Genomic DNA, 17,889 nt, shown 5'->3' with positions numbered 1-17,889 from the left:
GGCTCACTCCGCCGTATCGAGCGCGGTCTGGAAGGCGTCCTCGAACACCTCGGTCGGCTGCGCCCCCATGATCGGTTGCCCACCCAGGACGAACGCCGGAGTGGAGCTCGCCCCGAGGTCGAGACCGAACTGCTGGTTGGTCGCGATCACCTCGACTGTCTCCTCAGAGGTCAGGTCAGTGGCGAACTGCTCGGTGTCCAGACCCAGCTCACCAGCGAGGTCGATCAGCGCGTCCTCGCTCAGCTCGTCCGCGGAGCGGTGCTCCCCGCCGGGGAACAGCTCGTCGTGGTACTCCCAGAACGCCCCCTGCAACGCGGCGGCATACGACGCCTGTGCCGCCAGCTCGGAGGCGGGTCCGAACACGTTCACGTCACGCCACTCGATGCGCAGGTCCCCGGCCTCGACGTGCTCCATCATCGACGGCAGCGTCAGCTCGCTCCATTGGGCGCAGAACGGGCACTGGTAGTCGGAGAACACCACTAGCACCACCGGTGCGTCGACCGGGCCGGCCGCCAGCAGGTCCTCCTCGTCGCGGGCCTCGATCTCGGTCAGGTCCGGCTGCTCGGGGTTCTGCACCTCGGTCGGCGCCCCCTCACCGGACGGCGAGGCACCGTCCTCGGGTGAGGTGCCGCTCCAGTTCACCCATACGATCACCGCGATCAACACCGCGGCCACCGTCAGCACCGCGGCCGGCACGACCCAAGACGACCTCGAGCGATTCAACGACCTAGAGCGATTCGAGGATTTCGGGCGGTTCGTAGTCTCGGCGGGCATGAGTGGTCTCCTGTACGTGTGGCGGTCACCGGCCTCTACTATCTCAGATAGTCGACTATGCGTGGTAGTCGAGTCGTGGCAGAATGGGATGCATGACCACTCCTCCCACTCGATCGCGCCAGGGCATCGGCGAGAGCTTCCAGTTGGCCGGGCAGGCGCTCAGACTGTGGACGGGCAGGCAGGTGCTGGCTGCGGTCATCGCCGCCGTGGTCGTCGCGGTGGTGATCGGGGTGGCCACAGTGCTGATCCCCAACCCAATCTTCGGTCGGGAGATCCCACCCGTGTGGTGGAACTACCCGGTGTGGCTGGTCACCTCGGCGCTCTCGGGCATGCTGGTCGCCACCTATGTCCGCCCGCTGCGCGCTACCGCCGGCGCGCCGGCGATGACATCAGGCGATGACGGGGCCACCGCCGCAGACGCAGCTGTGAGCGCAGATTCCGGCGATGAGGTGCAGGCTCGGCGCAGCAGCCGGTTGGGGCTGGCCGGCGGCATCCTGGCCTGGTTCGCGGTGGGGTGCCCGGTGTGCAACAAGCTCGCCCTGCTCGCGTTGGGGTACTCCGGGGCGATCACCTGGTTCACCCCGGTCCAGCCGTTCCTCGCGCTCGGTGCCCTGATCCTGACCGGAGTCGCCCTGGTGTGGCGGCTGCGCGGCCAGGTCGCCTGCCCGGTACGGCCCGAGCCGGTCACGGCCGCCTCATGAGCGCCGCCGACGGCCGCTCGGGTGAGCTGCTGCGCCTGGGGGCGCTGGAGGCGCGGGTGATGGACGTGCTGTGGGACCACGGCCCGGCCACCGTCCGCGAAGTGATCGACCACCTGCCCTCCGACCCCGCCTATACCACCATCGCGACGGTGCTGGCCAACCTGGACCGCAAGCACCTGGTGACCATCACTCGGCAGAACCGGTCCACCCGGTACGGCGCCAAGATCAGCCGAGGCGAGTGGGACGCCGGTCTGATGGAGCAGATCCTCGACGCCAGCCGCGACCGCGCCGCCTCGATCCTGCAGTTCGTGGACTCGATGCCCGAGAACGACCTAGACCTGCTGCGCGACTACCTGCAACGCCGCGACCGGGACGGTCGCTCATGACCGTGACCATGCTCACCGTCGCGTTGATCGCCGGGCTGGTGGCCTTGGCGGTCTTCGGCCCGTGGCTGCTGCGTCACGCGGCACCGATGCTGGTGCGCGTCCCCCGGCTCGCGATCCTCATCGTGACCGGCGGCATCGCGGTCTGGCTGGGCACGCTGCTGGCGATCGGGCCGGTACTGGCCTGGGCCGGGTCCGGCCCCGCACTGCTGCCGGAGCGTGCGGCGGAGTTCTGTCAGCGGTGTCTGACCGCTGCTAACCCGTTCTCGGCCGACGCGTCGGTGACCATGATCCCCGCCATCCTCCTGCTGGCCCTGCCTGCCGTGCTGGCCCTGGCTCTCGGGATCGGGATGACCCGTCAGCTGATCCGCCGCAGCTTCCATTCCCAGCGTGCAGCACGGGCACTGCTCTCCGGCGCGTGCCCGGCGCGTCTGCACGGACACCACTTGTCGCTGGTCGACACCGAGCATCCGTTCGCACTGAACTTCCCCGCCCGCCACGGCGGGATCGTCCTGTCCACCGGCGCCGCGCATGCGCTGGAGGACGACGAGCTTGCTGCCGTCCTCGCCCACGAGCACGCGCACCTGCGTCAGCGCCACCACCTGATCTCCGCAGTCATCGAGGCCATCGCCGCATACCTGCGATGGGTGCCCCTGGTGCGCGCCGCCGCGGACGCCATGCCGCACTACCTGGAGATCGCCGCCGACAACCAGGCCCGCCGCGAAGCCGGGACACCCGCGCTGGTGAGCGCACTGGTCAAACTCGGCGAACGCACCCAACCCGCCCTACCGCACCACCCCTGCCCGGTCGCACTCCACGCCGCGGGCCCCGAACGCATCAGCCAGCTCGTCCGCCCCAGCGCCGGCCTGGCCGGCGCCCTCCCCGCGGTAGCGATCGGCACCTACCTGCTTGCCTTGGCCGCCCTCAGCGCGGCCGTCCACCTGCCCTACGCCTCGGCAGCCCTGACCGGCTGCTGAACAACGCCAAAAGCACAGCGCCAGAGGAAGCACGAACATGGACCAGAGCCGCCGCGAAGTCATCCTGCACGTCTCCGACGACCCCGACGACCTCCAGCGCGCGCTCGACGCCGCGGCCGGACTCCAGGCCACCGACCTCGGCGTGCGCGTGCGGGTAATCGTCAACGGCCCCGCCTTGGCGGGCCTGACCGGGACCGACGCCATCGAGATGCCCGAACACACCCAGGTCGCCGCCTGCAACATCGGGCTCGAACGGCGCGGCATCGACCCCGACGAACTGCGACCCGAAGTCCAGACCGTCCCCTCCGCCGTGACCACGATCGTCCAAGCCCAGCTCGACGGCGCCGCCTACATCCGGATCTGACTCGACGAGACCAACGAGCGGGCCACGGGAGATCGCCCGGGTCTCGCTGCGCGTGGACCGTCACCTGGTCTGCGCGGCGCTCAGGCGAGGGTCAGGAACAGCTTCTCGAGTTCCTCGGCGGTGATGTCGTCCTTGCGGTTGGTTCCTTCGGGATCGGCGATGCAGTCCTTCATCGCGGTCGAGATGATCGCGAACCCGGCACGATCAAGAGCCGAGGACACCGCGGCCAGCTGGGTGACGACGCCCCGGCAGGAGCCGCCACTCTCAGCCGCAGTGATGACCGCGTCGAGTTGCCCGCGGGCGCGCCGCAGACGGTTGAGGATGCGGCGCTGGGCGTCGAGATCACTGGTGGCCATGAGAACTCCTATTGATCGGAACGGTCACACGATGGGTGGCGGCAGGCATGGAGCAAGCCAGGAGTTCCAGGTTCCCTGCCCGATACCCAATATACCCTTGGGGGTATCGACTGCTGCCCATGCGATCGTGAACTCGCGGATTCGAACCCAGCGGGTCAGGGCTCTCGATAGCGCGGTTGTGAGCTGCGCAGCTGCTCGCGCACGTGGTCCATGTCGAGATCGCGGATCTTGCCGATCAGCGTGTGCAGCCCGGTGGCGGGGAGTGCTCCGGGTTGGGAGAAGACCAGCACGCCGTCGCGGAAGCCCATCAGGGTGGGGATCGAGGTGATCTGGGCGGCGGCGGCCAGGGAGGGTTGGGCTTCGGTGTCGACCTTGGCGAACAGGATGTCGGTGTGCTCGCCCGAGGCGGCCTCAAAGATGGGGGCGAAGCTGCGGCACGGGCCGCACCAGGCCGCCCAGAAGTCGATCAGGACGATGGGGTGATCGTTGATGGCGGCCGAGAATGCGTCTTCGGTGAGATCGATGGTGCTCATAGGTACAGGCTCCGGTCTGTGTTCTGTGTTCTGTGTGGGAAGTCAGCTCGGGGTGGATTTCCCGAGCCGGAAGGGGCAGTTGATCGCGGTGAACCGGCACACCAGGAACGCGGTCGTGACCAGCACGGCCAGGGCGGCGACCACCGTGGTCCCGATCGGTGGCAGCTCGATTCCGAGGACCAGGGCACCGGCGAGCAGCACGAAGACACCGAAGCCCTTCTGCAAAGAGCCGGCCGGGATGCGCCCGGACAGCTTCGCACCCAGGAGGGCTCCGATGACCGCGATCGCGGTGACCGCGGCGACGACAGGCCAGTCCAGGGTGACCGTGGTGAGGTAGCCGGCGAGCCCGGCGAAGGACTTCATGGAGATCACCAGCAGCGAGGTCCCGACGGCCACCGGCATGCTGAGCCCGCCCAGCAGCACCAGTGCCGGCACAATCAGGAAGCCACCGCCGGCCCCGACGACACCAGTGATCAGGCCCACCACGACGCCATCGACCACGGTCCGCACCAGCGGCAGGCGGTGACCCCCGTCAGGTGCGGCGTCCTCGGTGGCGGGCGGGGTGTCGCCGCGTCCGGGTCGTTTGAGGATCATCGCGGTCGCGGTGGCGATCATCATGAGTGCGAACGCGATCATCAGCACCGTGCCCGGTAGCTGGCCACCGAGGAGTCCTCCTGCGAAGGCACCGATCATGCCCGCGGCACCGAAGATCAGTCCGGTGCGCCATCTGACTCGGCCTCCGCGGGCGTGAACGACGAGGCTGGCGATGGAGGTGACGCCGACGACCAGCAGTGAGGCGGCGATCGCCTCTTTCGGTGGCATGCCTGCGACGTAGGTGAACAACGGGACGGTGAGGATCGACCCACCCCCGCCGAGCGCTCCCAGGGCCAGCCCGACCAGCGCAGCGAGCACGAGCGTGAGGATCAGTGCCCCGCTCACCGCCGCTCACCCCACCCGGTGCTCGGGGCCGCACCCGCGGCCCCGAGCAAAGTGACGACTCGGCAGGTCGATGCGTGAACGCGGACCCGGTTCACAGCTGCTGGGGCGCGACCGGGATGGACCTGATCACGCTCTGAGCGGTGGGGCTCGCCTTGACCTTGTTCCACGGCATCCTGGACAGGACTTGCCCCATCAGGCACGAGTCGGTGAGAGCGGCGACGACGAGTCCAGCGCTGATCGCGTACGCGACGAACCGTGCGCCGGGCCACAGGAACTCGGCCAGCAGCAGACTGGCCAGCACGATCAGCCCCGCGGTGAACCGCACTTGCCGTTCGATGCTCCATCGGGCCGTGCCGTGCACGACCTGCCCTCCCGCGGCCTCGAATGCGGGCACACCGCCGGTGAGCACGGTCGCGGTCTGTACGCCGATCCCGGCCAGTCGCTGCTGGGCCTGGGTGGCGCGGTTGCCGGTCTGACACACCAACACCGCGCGGTGCCCGAGGCGGTCGGCCAGGTCGGCGGTGTGCTCGGTCAGCAACGGCAGCGGCACGTTGTAGGAGCCGTGGATGTGCATGGCCTCGAACTCGGCAGGCGAGCGGACATCGATGATGGTCAGGTCGTTGTGCAGCTCGCACCACTGGGCGAGCTCCTCAGCAGAGATCGTCTTCAGCGCAGCGGAGTGATCGTCCATGAGCAGGGGGTTCCTTTCAGGTCGGAGACAGTGCCTGTCGGCATGACTAGGCGCGAGCGCGCTCCCGCGAGAGACGGCGCGGCGCGGTCGGTTGAGGGAGGCCGGGTCGGTAAGGGTCAGGACCGGGCGGGCACGGCCTGGGTCTGGCGCCAGGCGTTCCAGGCGTTATAGCTGCCGTCCAGCTCCACGACGTCGTGACCGGCGCGCCGCAGCGCGCTGGCAGCGACCGTGTTGCGCATCCCGGACTGGCAGTAGGTCACGATCGTCCCCGAACCGGGAAGTTCGTCCTGATGCCACAGCACGCGGGCGGCGCTGAGCTGGGTCGCGCCGGGGATGTGACCATCGGCGTACTCGCCGCGCTGGCGCACGTCCAGCAGTAGCGCGGCATCGAAGCCGGCCAGCTCGGCGGGGTCCATGAGCGGTGGCACGAAGTGGGGCAGTCCCTCGATCGTGGTGACGTAGCCGGCGGTCTGGTCGATCCCGACCCGTAGCAGCCGGTCCGCGAACCACTGCGCCGCGTCGTGGTCGTCGACCAGGACCACGAGCGGGCGGGAGTCGGTCTCGGGGTCGTAGGCCCAGGCGGCGTAGGTGGCGGACTTGGGGCCGTCAGGGATATTCAGCGAGCCGGCGACCGTGCCCTCGTGGGCGCGAGCAGGTGGGCGGGTGTCGACGAAGGTGATCTCGTCACGACCCAGCCGAGCAGCCACGTCCTCGATCGCCAGCTCCGGAACGGGAGTGCGGTCTCCGAGGACGGTGGGACCCTCGCGGTTCTGCTTCTTCATCCGGGCGAAGTAGGAGTGCGCGTCAGGCTGACCGTCCAGCAGCTCATCGATGAACCCCTGCTCGTCGTCGGCCGCGAGGTGCCGGCTCCACCAGGCGTTGGTCCGCTCGTACCCGACCGTGGTCGACGGCAGCGCACCGAGCGCCTTGCCGCAGGCGCTGCCGGCGCCGTGGCCGGGATAGACCTGGACGTGATCGGGCAGCGTCAAGAACACGCTCCGCAGACTGCTGAACAACTGCCGGGCGCCCTCGAAACGGGTATCCACGCCCCCGGCGGCCTCATCCAGCAGATCGGGGCGGCCCAGGTCGCCGGCGAACACGAAGTCGCCGGAGATCAGGTAGCCCGGCTCGTCGGCGAAGGCGCCGTCGGTGACCAGGAAGACCAGGTGCTCAGGGGTGTGACCGGGTGTGTGTCGTGCCTGGATCGTGATGTTGCCGATCGAGACCGTGTCGGTGTCATGGAGGCGTCGGGCGTCGAAGCCGTACTGCCAGTCGGCTCCGCCCTCGCCAGAGACGTAGACCTCTGCGCCGGTGGCTGCGGCCAGCTCGCGCGTCCCGGACAAGTAGTCGGCGTGGATGTGGGTCTCGGTGACCGCGACGATCCGCATGCCGTGCTTGGCGGCGAGCGCCAGATAGTCCGCGATGTCGCGGCGGGCGTCGATGACGACCGCCTCACCCTTGGCCTGGCAGCCGATGAAGTATCCGGCCTGGGCCAGGTCCTCGTCGTAGATCCGTTCGAGAAGCATGCGCGTCCTTCCATCGATTGGGTAGATACCCCTGGGGGTATTTCTAGGTTGCCATACCCCCACCCGTATTTCAAATACGGGTGATGGCCGCCCCTCGAGCCGCATCGGCTGCGCCGTCGGGACGGCGAGCTGTGCGGTCGGCAGTGATCGATGAAGACCGCACTGACAGGGAGCGTTGATGCGGCGCGGGAGGACCTATTCGGCGATCTGCCCACGGTGAATCTGGGCGCGACCGGTGGCGTGCGTGAGCTCGACGGGCGCGATGGCACCTTCACCGAGATGAGTTCGTACGAGCGCGACGGGGTTCCGCCAGTGTGGGCGGCGCATAACAACTGCCACGGCGACGTGCTGCTTGCGTGGGAGGTGGGCCAACGCGTGCAGATCGAGGGCAGCGATCAGGTATACGAGGTCACGGATATCCGCCACACGCCCAAGACATGGGCGACGACCGATGACCTCCTCGGGCTCGGTGGATCGCTCGCGCTGCAGACATGCTTCTACGGCGAGGACCGGATGAAGTTCGTGGGGCTCGAACCCGTGGAGCCGTGAGGGGGTGGATGGATCGCGCTAGCGATCGCAGGAGCCTAGCCCTGACGGACAGACTCTTGCCGGGTTCTGTGATGGAAACTGTGTGAACGCTGAGTCTGAGCACCCCACACCGCAGCCCGCCAAGGTGTTCTGCGGTCGCCGGCCGTTTGCACCGATTCTCGCTCGCACGCGAGTTGTCGAACGGCCGGTGGGCCCGTTCGCCTACGACTGCGTGAATTTGGTTGTTGTCAGGTCGGGTTCGGCGATTCTGTTCAGCGAGTTCGGACAGAAGCCGGTCCGTGTCGGTGACGCGGTGATTCTCGGGACGAGTCAGGAATCGTTCGCCACGCGGGGTCGTGCCCGGTTGGCGGTCGGGGAATACATCGAGGTGTTCTACAACCGGAAGCGTCCGCACTCGACGATCGGTTATCAGACGCCGGCGGAGGCGATGGCCGCGTTCTTCGACCGGACCGCGCCCGAGTTGCCTGCGGTGGCGGCCTGAGAGTCAGAAAGTTCAGTTTCACGGTCCACAAAAATTGACACAGCCCATCAGTCCGAATGGTCGCGGGCGAGAGTCCGCAGGAAGGCCTGCTGTTCGTCGCCCCGGTTGTCCTCCTCCTTCGTGGACAGACCGAAGCGGGGGTTCGCGGAGAGTTTGACGATCGTGGTCCGGGAGACCGGGTCGACGTTCACACCCTGGTTGTAGACACCGACGGCCGCGAACTCATCCCGGTCCCCCTCCGGGATCCACCACTGGTACCCGTAGCCCATCGCGGTCGGGTTCCCCGACAGTTCGGGGCGACCCGGGAGACGGATCGGGGAATCCACGTGGGTCGCCGCCTCCACCCACGCCTCGGAGACGATGCGGGTGCCGTCAGCCGCGACGCCTCGGCGGCGGTAGAGCTCACCGAGCTTCGCGTAGTCCCGTGCCACGAGGTTGAGACTGCCGAAGGCCCGCTCGACACCGTACGGATCCGTGATCCAGAAGCCCGGGGACTCGAAACCCAGCGGGTCGCACAACGTCCGCTGCATGTAGTCGGTGAGCGAGGTCCCCGTCGCCGCCGCGACGAGCAGACCGAGCGCCAGGGTGTCCCCGGAGGCGTACCGGCACAGTGTGTCCGGCTCCCGGTCCTTGACCATGTGCGCGACGAAGTCCGCATAGCTACGGGGACTGGACAGGGCGACCGCGTGGATGTCGGAGTCCGGGTCGCTGTAGTCCTCCTGCCAGCGGGCGCCGGACGACATGTGGAGGACGTCGACGATCCGCACCCTGTCATAGGCGGAACCCGGCTCCACCGGCACGTAGTCGCTGATCGGGTCCTCGACCGAGCGGATGTGCCCCTCGTCGATCGCAATCCCGACGAGGGTGGCGACGAAGCTCTTCGCGACCGAGAAGGACAGCCAGGGCACCTCGAGACCGCCGGTCAGCCGGTAGGACTCGTGCCGCAGCCGCCCGTCCTGGAGGACGAGGAGAGCGACCGTGCCGGTCTCGGAGAGGAAGTCCTCCGTCGACCGGGTGGTGCCCTCGAACTCGTAGGTGTCCGGAAGGGTGTAGGGCTCGCCCGCAGGGAAGGGCTGTGGCTCCGGCGAGGCGCGCAGGCGACTGACCGGGTAGCCGAAGGAGTCCATCCGGCAGAAGTTCTCGACCTGGGGCGCTCCGGAGTAGAGCCGGAGGTCGGTGACGGGCTGTGCGGTCGGGTCTGCCGCGGATGCGGCCGGTGTCGCCGGTGCAGGGCGTGGGGATTCGGACACGGGAACTCCTGGGAGATCGGGGATCAGGGGATTCTCGGGAAGAGCAGGGGCGGGAGAATGCGTGGTTCGACCCCTACCGACGCCACTGTCCGTAGTGGTCGACCCATCGCCGTCTCCTCCCGGTAGCACTCCCACCGTACTCCTCGGGACGTCCCCTTTTCCCGCGGGGTGACCTCTTCGTTACCCGGTCCGTTCGCGCAGGGCAGGGACGTGAGGACGCCCCGGGCGTCGAGTGCGAGGTGAGTGGCACTCACGGAGATCCGCCACTGAGCTCGCACTCGACCGCGGATGGGACTTCAGCACTCGACGACGTTCACCGTCACGGCCATGCCGCCCATCGCGGTCTCCTTGTACTTGTGGCTCATGTCCTCGCCGGTCGACCGCATCGTCTCGATGACGTCGTCGAGCGTCACGTGGTGCTTCCCGTCGCCCCACAGCGCCATCCGGGCCGCGTTGATCGCCTTGCCCGACGCGATCGCGTTCCGTTCGATGCACGGCACCTGCACGAGCCCTGCGATCGGATCGCAGGTGAGCCCCAGGTTGTGCTCCATCGCGATCTCCGCGGCGTTCTCCACCTGGGCCGGATCGCAGCCGAACACCTCGGCGAGCCCCGCCGCCGCCATCGAGCTGGCCGAACCGACCTCGCCCTGACAGCCCACCTCGGCGCCGCTGATCGAGGCCCGCTCCTTGTACAGCACCCCGACGGCCGCCGCTGTGAGCATGAACCGCACGATCGCGTCCTCGCGACCGCTCTCACCTCCGTCGACGACGGAGTCCACGTAGTTGAGCGCGTAGTAGAGCACCGCCGGGATGATCCCCGCCGCCCCGTTCGTCGGCGCGGTCACCACCCGCCCGCCGCTCGCGTTCTCCTCGTTGACCGCGAGGGCGATGAGGTTGACCCATTCCTGGTAGAACCGCGGGTCCCGGTTGGGGTCCTCCGCCTTGAGCCGGATCGCCCAGTCGTGCGCCCGCCTGCGCACCTTGAGCCCGCCGGGCAGGTACCCCGACCGGTCGAGCGAGGCCTGCGCGCACTCCTCCATCACGGAGTACACATGCAGCAGCTCCTCCCTCACCTGCGCTTCCGTCCGCGGTGCCTGCCCCGGGCAGCCTGCCACCTCGTTCGCGAGCATGAGCCGCCAGATCGGCTGCTCCGCCTCGGCCGCCATCCGAAGCAGTTCCTCGGCACTGGAGAAGGGGTAAGGGACGGCCACGTGCTCCTCCGCTCCCGAGGTGCCCTGGCCTTCCGACTCCCCCGCGCCGGCCGCGGCCGCTTCCTCGGCCTCCTCGGACTCACTCACCACGAACCCGCCGCCGACGGAGAAGTAGGTGTCCTCGAAGAGCACCTGCCCGTCGGCGTCGAGGGCGGCGAGCTTCAGGCCGTTCGTGTGACGGGGCAGGACGGTGAGCGGCCGCTGGGTCATCTCCGCCTCGCTCAGGCGGATCTCCGGCACGGACCGCCCGGTCGACGGCAGGGACTGCCCGATGGACGGGAGGGAGTGCCCAGTCGACGGCTCCAGGGCATCGCCGAGCAGGATCGTGCCGGTCTCCGCCATCCGGGCACGGCGGCGGTCCAGGTCGTCGGCCTCCACCACCTCGGGGCGGCAGCCCTCGAGGCCGAGGAGGATCGCGTCGAAGGTGCCGTGACCCCGGCCCGTCGCCGCGAGCGACCCGTAGACGTCCACCCGGACGTCGGCCACGTGGTCCAGCAACTCCCGGTCACGCAGGGTCTGCACGAAGGTGACCCCGGCACGCATGGGCCCGACGGTGTGGGAACTCGACGGCCCGATGCCGACGGTGAAGAGATCGAAGACGCTGATCACGGGGGTACCTCCCTGACGTGCAGTCGACCGGAGGGCCTCATCGCGGCCCGGCCGGTGCGGATATGACGGACGGGCCGACCACTCACCTGGTGAGCAGCGGCCCGTCCGGGAGGGAGCGGGGTGCTCCGTCTCAGAGCTTGTTGGCCGCGGCGTAGCCGGCCGCGTCCATGAGCTCGCCGGTCTCCGTGACCGCGACCTCGAACAGCCATCCCTCACCGTAGGGGTCGTTGTTGACGACCGAGGGGTCGTCGTCGGCGGCCTCGTTCACGGCCACGACCTCACCGGTGACCGGCGAGTACAGGTCCGAGACGGACTTGGTCGACTCGACCTCGCCGCAGGTCTCCCCGGCGGTGACGGTGTCGCCCACGGCGGGCAGGTCGACGTAGACGACCTCACCGAGTGCATCGGTCGCGACGGCGGTGATGCCCACGCGGACGGTCGCGCCGGCAGCCGCCTCGGCGGTCGTGTTGATCCACTCGTGCTCGGCGGAGTAGGCGAAGTCCTGGGGCAGTGCGGGCATGTCGGCCATGGTGTGTCCTTTCGGCGGTGGCCCCTCGGTGGTGTGGATTCGTCACCACCCGGGCCGGGTTCGGAAGTTTCTGGTACGGAGGTATCGGATCCGGAGTATCGGGTTACGTCAGCAGAGCGGCGAAGCCGGGAGGTCCCGGACTTCAGGAACGACGATAGAAGGGCAGATCCACGACGCGGAAGTCGTGCGCCTTGCCGCGGATGTCGACGCTCACCGCGGTCCCGGCCTCCGCGTGCGCGGTGTCGAGGTAGGCGAGCGCGATCGGGTGGCCGAGCGTCGGCGAGGGCTGACCGGACGTGACGACGCCGACCTCGGCCCCGTCGATCATCACGGCGGCACCCTCGCGAGCGGCGCGGCGGCCCTCCGAGGACAGTCCGACGAGAACGCGCGCGGGCGTCGAACCCGCGAAGGACTCCAACGCCTCACGGGCGAAGAAGTCGCCCTTCTTCTCGAGTGCACGCTCGACCATCTTCCCGAGTCCCGCGTCGACCGGGCTGGTCTCCACGGTCAGCTCGTGGCCGTAGAGCGGCATGCCGGCCTCCAGGCGCAGCGAGTCCCGGGCGGCGAGGCCACAGGGCACGAGCTCGTGGCCCTCACCTGCGGCGACGAGTGCCTGCCAGAGCGTCACGGCGGCCTCGTTCGGCACGTAGAGCTCGAACCCGTCCTCCCCGGTGTACCCGGTGCGGGCGAGCATCACATCGACTCCGGCGATCACCACGGGCGCCCACGCGTAGTACCCCAGCCCCGTGACGCGCTCCGGGTCGACGCCCGCGTCGAGGGCGGCGAGCACGATCGCCTCGGAGGCGGGACCCTGCACGGCCACGAGCGAGGTGCCCGCGGACTCGTCACGCACCGTCACGTCGGCACCCGGGGTGGAGGGCGCCTCGGTGGCGGTCCCCGCTCCCGAGGCGCCCGTGCGGAACTCCTCGGCCCGCTCGGTGAGTGCCGCGGCGACGACCGCGGCGTTACCGGCGTTGGGCACGACCAGGAACTCGTCGTCGGAGATCCGGTATGTGATGAGGTCGTCGAGCACGTGGCCGGTGCGATCGACGATGACGCCGTACTTGGCCTTGCCGACCTTCATGGCGGAGTAGACCGTCACGAGGGCGTGGTCGAGGAAGGCGGCGGCGTCCGCACCGGTCACCCGCACCTCACCCATGTGGGAGAGGTCGAAGAGACCGGCGGTGGAGCGGACGGCGCGGTGCTCGGCGAGCTCGGACCCGTACTTCAGCGGCATGTCCCAGCCGCCGAAGTCGGTGAAGTTCGCACCGAGCTCCGCGTGGACCGCGCGCAGCGCGGTGTGCTTCGGATCAGTCATGTCAGGCGTCCTCTCCGGTGGTGCCGGCCAGTTCCTCCGGCGTCGACTCGAAGGCCTCCGGCGGCGGGCACGAGCAGACGAAGTTGCGGTCGCCCCAGGCCTGGTCGATCCGGCGGACCGGCGGGAAGTACTTGGTGTGCTCCAGGGTCGGGACGGGGAACAGCGCGGTCTTCCGCGAGTACGGCCGGTCCCAGTCGTCGAGCGCACTCATGGCGGTGTGGGGTGCGGCGTGCAGCGGCGACTCCTCGTAAGAGTAGTCGGTACCCACGGCGTCGATCTCCCGCTTGATCTGCTTCATCGCGGTGATGAAGCGGTCGAGCTCGCCCTTGTCCTCGGACTCGGTCGGTTCCACCATGAGGGTGCCGGCGACGGGGAAGGCGAGCGTGGGTGCGTGGAAGCCGTAGTCGATCAGGCGCTTGGTGACGTCCTCGGCGGTCACCCCCGTGCGGGCGGTGATCTCCCGGAGGTCGAGGATCGTCTCGTGGGCGACCAGACCGTTCTCCCCGGAGTAGAGGACCGGGTAGTCCGCGTGGAGCGCGGCGGCCACGTAGTTGGCGCCCAGCAGCGCGGAGCGGGTCGCCTCGGTGAGGCCCTCGCCGCCCATCATGCGCAGGTAGGCCCAGCTGATCGGCAGGACGCCGGCGGAACCGAAGAGGGTGCCGCTCACCGGCAGGTTCGCCCCGTTCCCGGCCACGAGCTCCGGGTCGGTCGGGTCGCCGGGCAGGAAGGGCGCCAGGTGCTCGCGCAGGGCGACCGGGCCCACGCCGGGGCCGCCACCTCCGTGCGGGATGCAGAAGGTCTTGTGGAGGTTGAGGTGCGAGACGTCGCCACCGAACTCACCGGGCTGTGCGAGACCGACGAGGGCGTTGAGGTTCGCACCGTCGACGTAGACCTGACCGCCGGCCGCGTGGACCTTCGAGCAGACCTCGCGCACCTGGGACTCGTAGACGCCGTGCGTCGACGGGTAGGTGATCATGATGCCCGCGAGTGCGTGGGCGTGCGTGGAGATCTTCGCGTCGAGGTCGGTCATGTCGATCGAGCCGTCCTCGGCCGTGCCGACCACGACGACCTCGAGCCCCGCGAGGACCGCCGACGAGGCGTTCGTGCCGTGGGCCGACTGCGGAATGAGGACGATCCGACGGTCCTCCTCACCGCCCGCCACGTGGTAGCCGCGGATCGCCAGCAGTCCGGAGAGCTCACCCTGGGAACCGGCGTTCGGCTGCAGGGACACCCGGTCGTATCCGGTGACACCCACGAGCATGTCCTCGAGCTCGGAGATGAGCGTGCGCCAACCGGCGGTCTGCGCGGCCGGGGCGTAGGGGTGGATCGAGGCGAACTCCGGCCACGTGATGGCCTCCATCTCCGCCGCCGCGTTGAGCTTCATCGTGCACGAGCCCAGCGGGATCATCGTCCGGTCGAGTGCGAGGTCCCGGTCGGAGAGCATGCGCATGTAGCGCATCATCTGGGTCTCGGACCCGTGGGTGTTGAACACCGGGTGGGTGAGGAACTCGGAATCGCGCACCAGGCCCGCGGGCAGCTGCGGTGCGGCGACCGCGCCGGGTCCGAAGGTGCCGGTCCCGGCGGCCTCGAAGGCGTCCGCGTCGATGACGGGGGTGTCTTCGCCGACGGCGGAGGCGAGCGCCGCGAGCAGCGCGTTCGCCTCGGCGACACCGTGCGGTTCGCCGAAGCTCACACCCACGTGCTCGGCGTCGACGTTGCGGATGTTGATCCCGGCGGCGTCAGCAGCGGCCACGGCCGCAGCGGCGTCGGGCACCCGGAGGGTGAGGGTGTCGAAGAAGGACTCCGTCGTCACGGTGAAGGCCTCGGAAGCGGCGAGCGCCTCGGCGAAGGAGTGGGCCAGACGGTGGATGCGGGAGGCGATCCGGGTGAGGCCGACGGGGCCGTGGTAGACGGCGTACATCGAGGCGACGACGGCCAGCAGCGCCTGCGCGGTGCAGATGTTCGAGGTCGCCTTCTCGCGGCGGATGTGCTGCTCACGGGTCTGCAGGGCCAGGCGGTAGGCGGGCTTGCCGTCCACGTCCTTGGACACGCCGACGAGGCGACCGGGCATCTGCCGCTTGAGCTTCTCGGTCACGGCGATGAACCCGGCGTGCGGGCCGCCGAAGAACAGCGGGACGCCGAAACGCTGGGCGGACCCGACGGCGATGTCCGCACCCTGGGCGCCCGGGGTCTGCAGGAGGGTGAGCGCCAGGAGATCGGCGGCGAAGGTGACGAGCGCGCCGCGCTCCTTGGCACCGCGGACCGCGTCCTCGAAGGACCGGACCGCGCCCGAGGTGCCGGGCTGGGCACACACGATGCCGAACACGTCCTCTCCGACCAGGCCCTCGGCCAGGTCGGCGACCTGCACGCGGAAGTCCATGGCCTGCGCCCGGGAGCGGACGACGGCGATGACCTGCGGGTGGAGTTCGGCGTCGAGGACGACGACGGACCCCTTCCGGGTGGCCCGGCGCATGAGGAGGACGGCCTCGGCGACGGCGGTCGCCTCGTCGAGCAGGGAGGCGTTGGCGACCGGCAGACCCGTGAGGTCCTGCACGGCGGTCTGGAAGTTCAGCAACGCCTCGAGGCGGCCCTGCGAGATCTCCGGCTGGTACGGCGTGTAGGCGGTGTACCAGCCCGGGTTCTCGACGATGTTGCGGCGGATGGTCGCCGGGGTGAGCGTGTCGTGGAAGCCCTGGCCGATCATCTGCGTGCGCATGACGTTCTGCCCGGCGATCTCCCGCAGGCGGGTGAGCGTCGCGGCCTCGGACAGCGGCGTGCCGAGGTCGAGCGGGGTCTCCTGCTGGATGTTCGCGGGCACCGCGGCGGCGGACAGGGACTCCAGGGAGTCGTGTCCGAGCACGTCGAGCATCTGCGCGACGTCGTCCGCGCGGGGGCCGATGTGGCGGTCGGAGAAGGGGCGCGGCGCATCCCCGGTGGTCGCCGAGGTGTGGGCCAGGCTGCCGGTCATGGGGTGATCCTCCACGGGTACGGTCCGCCGCTGCCGGTGAGCGGGCGACGAACACGGTCGGGTTCCGGTGTTCCTCCCCGCTCTGTCGGTGGGACCCGCACCCGAGGCGCCCGTGGGTCATCACCCACGCATGCCGGAGTGCCGGACCTCCTTCAGAGGTGCCTGCGCGCGGCGGTACTGGGCCTGAGAGTTTCCCGGGGAGGGAATTGCACCTACGGCGCCGGGCGTGCACCCGGCTCTCCCACCGCGCGTCATGACGGCTGTGCGCAAGTGTAACGGTTCAGGGCCGGAGGCGGGGTGCCGGGGCTCGGGCGGCGTCAGGGCCGACGCAGGTTCTCCCGGAGGGTCGTCGCCGCGTACTCCGTGCGGAACAGCCCGCGGCGCTGCAGTTCGGGGACGACGAGGCGGCAGAACTCGACGTGGCTGGTGGGCAGGGTGGTGGGCATGAGGACGAAACCGTCCCCGACACCCGCCTCGAAGCGCTCCTGGAGGACGTCCGCGACCGTGCTCGGTGATCCGATGACGGCGTGGTCGAGCAGGGTCGTGCGCACTGCCCGGGCGAAGTCCGTCCCCTCGGCCGCCGCCTTGCGGGCGTAGGCCTCGGCGATGCCGTGGATCCCGGCGTTCCCGCGGGCGGCCTCGACCTCCGCGGTCGTCGCGTGGGTGCTGAGGTCCGCCCCGGTGAGCATCGACTGGTAGGCGCTCGCGTACTCGTTGTGCTCCAGGGAGGCCAGGTACTCCGCCTTCTCGCGGGCGATCGCGTCCGTCTCCGCGACGACGACCGTGACGCCCGGCAGGATCTTCACGGCCTCCGGGTCCCGCCCGGCCGCCGCGGTCCGCTCCCGCATGTCGGACCGGAAGTCGAGGAGTTCGGGCACGGGCGCCTCGCGCGCGAAGACGACCTCCGCCCACCGTGCGGCGAACTCGCGACCCCGACCCGAGGAGCCCGCCTGCATGAGCACGGGGTGCCCCTGGGCGCTCCGCGGGGTCGGCAGCGGTCCCCGGGTGCGGGTCCAACGGCCTTCGTAGTCGACGTAGGAGACCTTCGAGGAGTCGGCGAACCGACCGAGTTCCCGGTCGAACACGAACGCGTCCGGCTGCCAGGAGTCCCACAGAGAGGTGACAGCTTCGAGCACCTCGTCGGCGCGGTCGTAGCGCTCGTCGTGCGGGGGCAGGCCGCCGGCCCCGAAGTTCGCGGCCTCCGTCTCCGTCGCGGACGTCACGACGTTCCAGGCGACCCGGCCGCCGCTGAGCACGTCGACGGACTGGAGCGACCGGGCCAGGTGGAAGGCGGAGTGGAAGCTCGTCGAGACGGTGGCACCGAGCCCCAGGTGAGAGGTCACGCGCGCCATGAGCGGCAGGACCGTCATGGGGTCGAGGTAGCTGTTCTGGCCGCCCATCTCGAGGAAGGGGGCCAGGCCCTTGTACGTGTCCGCGATCCCGAAGAGGTCCGCGAAGAAGGTGCCGTCGAGCCGGGCCCGCTCGAACTCGACGGCGGCCTCCTCGTACCAGGCGGGGTCGAGGAAGTTCAACGGGGAACCGGGGTGCCGCCATCCACCGGAGTGCAGGGCCGTGGGCCCCGTCTTCATGTAGGCGATGAGGTGCATGCGGCGCGGCGCGGTGAGCCTCGTGGACGGGGACTGCGGGGATCGAGTGGTCACAGGGGCACTCTCCCACATTTCACGCGGAAATGAGCAAAAGGTGATGGGGTCGGGTACGACCGTCAGTGG

Annotated in this window: 17 protein-coding genes, 1 pseudogene and 1 riboswitch; of the genes and pseudogenes, 6 read left to right on the top strand and 12 right to left on the bottom strand. The window is 69.6% G+C overall.

Translation table 11 applies throughout. The annotated features are described in order from the left end of the window. Positions 1–3: 3 nt before the first annotated feature. Positions 4–696, bottom strand: coding sequence for a DsbA family protein (locus tag AAD496_RS12515; protein WP_344310357.1), 693 nt, complete (start codon positions 694–696; stop codon positions 4–6). A gap of 170 nt (positions 697–866) precedes the next feature. On the opposite strand from AAD496_RS12515, the gene AAD496_RS12510 reads away from it, so the two are divergent. From AAD496_RS12510 to AAD496_RS12495, 4 genes are read left to right on the top strand one after another with little or no spacing between them, the layout of a single operon-like run. Continuing rightward, on the top strand, positions 867–1,475 hold the full coding sequence (locus AAD496_RS12510) for a hypothetical protein (RefSeq protein ID WP_349829124.1): 609 nt from the start codon (positions 867–869) through the stop codon (positions 1,473–1,475). Continuing rightward, positions 1,472–1,861, top strand: a complete 390-nt coding sequence (locus AAD496_RS12505; RefSeq protein WP_344310354.1) for a BlaI/MecI/CopY family transcriptional regulator — start codon at positions 1,472–1,474, stop codon at positions 1,859–1,861. Before AAD496_RS12510 ends, AAD496_RS12505 begins: the two co-directional genes overlap by 4 nt. Beyond that, a complete protein-coding gene (locus AAD496_RS12500) occupies positions 1,858–2,835 on the top strand; it encodes a M56 family metallopeptidase (protein ID WP_349829123.1) in 978 nt (325 codons plus the stop codon). The genes AAD496_RS12505 and AAD496_RS12500 overlap by 4 nt, the downstream gene beginning before the upstream one ends. Positions 2,836–2,872: 37 nt before the next feature. After that, positions 2,873–3,199, top strand: coding sequence for a DsrE family protein (locus AAD496_RS12495; protein WP_344310349.1), 327 nt, complete (start codon positions 2,873–2,875; stop codon positions 3,197–3,199). A gap of 80 nt (positions 3,200–3,279) precedes the next feature. Here the strand turns inward: AAD496_RS12495 and AAD496_RS12490 are convergent, their stop codons facing one another. From AAD496_RS12490 to AAD496_RS12470, 5 genes are all read right to left on the bottom strand, one after another. Then, positions 3,280–3,555, bottom strand: a complete 276-nt coding sequence (locus AAD496_RS12490; protein WP_349829122.1) for a metal-sensitive transcriptional regulator — start codon at positions 3,553–3,555, stop codon at positions 3,280–3,282. Between the two features lie 155 nt (positions 3,556–3,710). Next, a complete protein-coding gene (locus tag AAD496_RS12485; protein ID WP_349829120.1) occupies positions 3,711–4,088 on the bottom strand; it encodes a thioredoxin family protein in 378 nt (125 codons plus the stop codon). 42 nt (positions 4,089–4,130) lie between these two features. Further along, positions 4,131–5,027, bottom strand: coding sequence for a sulfite exporter TauE/SafE family protein (locus tag AAD496_RS12480; protein ID WP_349829119.1), 897 nt, complete (start codon positions 5,025–5,027; stop codon positions 4,131–4,133). A gap of 91 nt (positions 5,028–5,118) precedes the next feature. After that, positions 5,119–5,718, bottom strand: coding sequence for a rhodanese-like domain-containing protein (locus tag AAD496_RS12475; RefSeq protein ID WP_349829118.1), 600 nt, complete (start codon positions 5,716–5,718; stop codon positions 5,119–5,121). Between the two features lie 116 nt (positions 5,719–5,834). Further along, positions 5,835–7,244, bottom strand: a complete 1,410-nt coding sequence (locus tag AAD496_RS12470) for an MBL fold metallo-hydrolase (RefSeq protein ID WP_349829116.1) — start codon at positions 7,242–7,244, stop codon at positions 5,835–5,837. Positions 7,245–7,394: 150 nt separating this feature from the next. Between AAD496_RS12470 and AAD496_RS12465 the strand changes: the two genes are divergently transcribed. Both AAD496_RS12465 and AAD496_RS12460 read left to right on the top strand, forming a co-directional pair. Further along, the gene (locus AAD496_RS12465) at positions 7,395–7,793 is read left to right on the top strand and encodes a hypothetical protein (protein ID WP_349829115.1); all 399 of its coding nucleotides are present in this window, start codon (positions 7,395–7,397) and stop codon (positions 7,791–7,793) included. A 319-nt stretch (positions 7,794–8,112) separates the two neighbouring features. Next, a pseudogene (locus tag AAD496_RS12460) lies at positions 8,113–8,274 on the top strand (IS3-like element ISGmo1 family transposase); the annotation flags it as partial. A gap of 47 nt (positions 8,275–8,321) precedes the next feature. On the opposite strand, the gene AAD496_RS12455 reads toward AAD496_RS12460, so the two are convergent. From AAD496_RS12455 to AAD496_RS12430, 6 genes are all read right to left on the bottom strand, one after another. Further along, positions 8,322–9,524: a serine hydrolase domain-containing protein gene (locus AAD496_RS12455; RefSeq protein WP_349829113.1), complete on the bottom strand. Its 1,203-nt coding sequence runs from the start codon at positions 9,522–9,524 to the stop codon at positions 8,322–8,324. Positions 9,525–9,820: 296 nt separating this feature from the next. After that, positions 9,821–11,344, bottom strand: a complete 1,524-nt coding sequence (locus AAD496_RS12450; RefSeq protein WP_349829111.1) for an L-serine ammonia-lyase — start codon at positions 11,342–11,344, stop codon at positions 9,821–9,823. Positions 11,345–11,474: 130 nt separating this feature from the next. Beyond that, positions 11,475–11,864 carry a glycine cleavage system protein GcvH gene (gene gcvH / locus AAD496_RS12445; protein WP_433913769.1) on the bottom strand — a complete coding sequence of 130 codons (390 nt, stop codon included), beginning with the start codon at positions 11,862–11,864 and terminating at the stop codon, positions 11,475–11,477. A 151-nt stretch (positions 11,865–12,015) separates the two neighbouring features. Beyond that, positions 12,016–13,191 (bottom strand): glycine cleavage system aminomethyltransferase GcvT, encoded by a 1,176-nt coding sequence (gene gcvT / locus AAD496_RS12440; protein WP_349829109.1) that lies wholly within the window; start codon positions 13,189–13,191, stop codon positions 12,016–12,018. A gap of 1 nt (position 13,192) precedes the next feature. Next, positions 13,193–16,159, bottom strand: a complete 2,967-nt coding sequence (gene gcvP, locus AAD496_RS12435) for an aminomethyl-transferring glycine dehydrogenase (protein ID WP_349829107.1) — start codon at positions 16,157–16,159, stop codon at positions 13,193–13,195. 162 nt (positions 16,160–16,321) lie between these two features. Further along, a riboswitch (glycine riboswitch) is annotated at positions 16,322–16,413 on the bottom strand. 63 nt (positions 16,414–16,476) lie between these two features. Further along, on the bottom strand, positions 16,477–17,820 hold the full coding sequence (locus AAD496_RS12430) for an NtaA/DmoA family FMN-dependent monooxygenase (protein WP_349829106.1): 1,344 nt from the start codon (positions 17,818–17,820) through the stop codon (positions 16,477–16,479). Between the last annotated feature and the right edge of the window lie 69 nt (positions 17,821–17,889).

It is taken from the genome of Brevibacterium litoralis (assembly GCF_040212315.1).
Taxonomy (GTDB): Bacteria; Actinomycetota; Actinomycetes; order Actinomycetales; family Brevibacteriaceae; genus Brevibacterium; species Brevibacterium litoralis.
This window is presented reverse-complemented; position numbering and strand designations above follow the sequence as displayed.

Bases quoted from the DNA above. Each gene is read 5' to 3' on its own strand.
- AAD496_RS12505 (WP_344310354.1), top strand. From the start codon at position 1,472: ATGAGCGCCGCCGACGGCCGCTCGGGTGAGCTGCTGCGCCTGGGGGCG.
- gcvT (WP_349829109.1), bottom strand. From the start codon at position 13,191: ATGACTGATCCGAAGCACACCGCGCTGCGCGCGGTCCACGCGGAGCTC.
- AAD496_RS12470 (WP_349829116.1), bottom strand. From the start codon at position 7,244: ATGCTTCTCGAACGGATCTACGACGAGGACCTGGCCCAGGCCGGATAC.
- AAD496_RS12490 (WP_349829122.1), bottom strand. From the start codon at position 3,555: ATGGCCACCAGTGATCTCGACGCCCAGCGCCGCATCCTCAACCGTCTG.
- AAD496_RS12465 (WP_349829115.1), top strand. From the start codon at position 7,395: ATGAAGACCGCACTGACAGGGAGCGTTGATGCGGCGCGGGAGGACCTA.
- AAD496_RS12495 (WP_344310349.1), top strand. From the start codon at position 2,873: ATGGACCAGAGCCGCCGCGAAGTCATCCTGCACGTCTCCGACGACCCC.
- AAD496_RS12510 (WP_349829124.1), top strand. From the start codon at position 867: ATGACCACTCCTCCCACTCGATCGCGCCAGGGCATCGGCGAGAGCTTC.
- gcvP (WP_349829107.1), bottom strand. From the start codon at position 16,159: ATGACCGGCAGCCTGGCCCACACCTCGGCGACCACCGGGGATGCGCCG.
- AAD496_RS12500 (WP_349829123.1), top strand. From the start codon at position 1,858: ATGACCGTGACCATGCTCACCGTCGCGTTGATCGCCGGGCTGGTGGCC.
- AAD496_RS12475 (WP_349829118.1), bottom strand. From the start codon at position 5,718: ATGGACGATCACTCCGCTGCGCTGAAGACGATCTCTGCTGAGGAGCTC.
- AAD496_RS12485 (WP_349829120.1), bottom strand. From the start codon at position 4,088: ATGAGCACCATCGATCTCACCGAAGACGCATTCTCGGCCGCCATCAAC.
- gcvH (WP_433913769.1), bottom strand. From the start codon at position 11,864: ATGCCCGCACTGCCCCAGGACTTCGCCTACTCCGCCGAGCACGAGTGG.